Raw genomic sequence first — 627 nt, forward strand, 5'->3', positions numbered from 1 at the left:
CCGCCCGGCACGCGGGCGCGGCGCCGGCGCCGCGCCGCCCGCGCCTGGCCTACCTGTCGCCCCTGCCGCCGGAGCAATCCGGCATAGCCGACTACAGCGCCGACGTGCTGCCGGCGCTGGCGCGCTACTACGACATCGAGATCGTGGCCGAACAGGGCGCCATCGGCGCGCCCCACATCGCCGCCAATTTCCCGCTGCGCAGCCCGGCCTGGTTCGACGCCCACGCGCAGCAGTTCGACCGCATCGTCTACCACTTCGGCAACAACCCGATGCACGGCTATATGTTCGCCATGCTGCAGCGCCATCCCGGCGTGGTGATACTGCACGACTTCTACCTGTCCGGCGTGGTGGACTGGCTGGACCACAGCGGCGGCCAGCCCGGCCTGTTCCCGCGCGCCCTGTACCAGGCGCACGGCTACGGCGCGCTCGACGCGCTGCAGCGCGACCGCACCGCCGCCATCTGGGACCATCCGGCCAACGCCGCCGTGCTGGCGCAGGCGGCCGGCGTGATCGTCCATTCCGACTACGCGCGCGCGCTGGCCAGCCAGTGGTACGGCCCGGACGCCGCGCAGGACTGGCAGGTGGTGACGCTGCCGCGCCGGCCGCTGGACCGGGTGGCCGGCGACG

General features: G+C 73.7%; 1 pseudogene. It reads left to right on the forward strand.

Annotated elements, in window-relative coordinates:
• A pseudogene (locus tag GTP77_RS29810) lies at window positions 1–627 on the forward strand (glycosyltransferase); the annotation flags it as partial.

The sequence above is a fragment of the Pseudoduganella aquatica genome, assembly GCF_009857595.1.
GTDB lineage: Bacteria > Pseudomonadota > Gammaproteobacteria > Burkholderiales > Burkholderiaceae_D > Rugamonas > Rugamonas aquatica_A.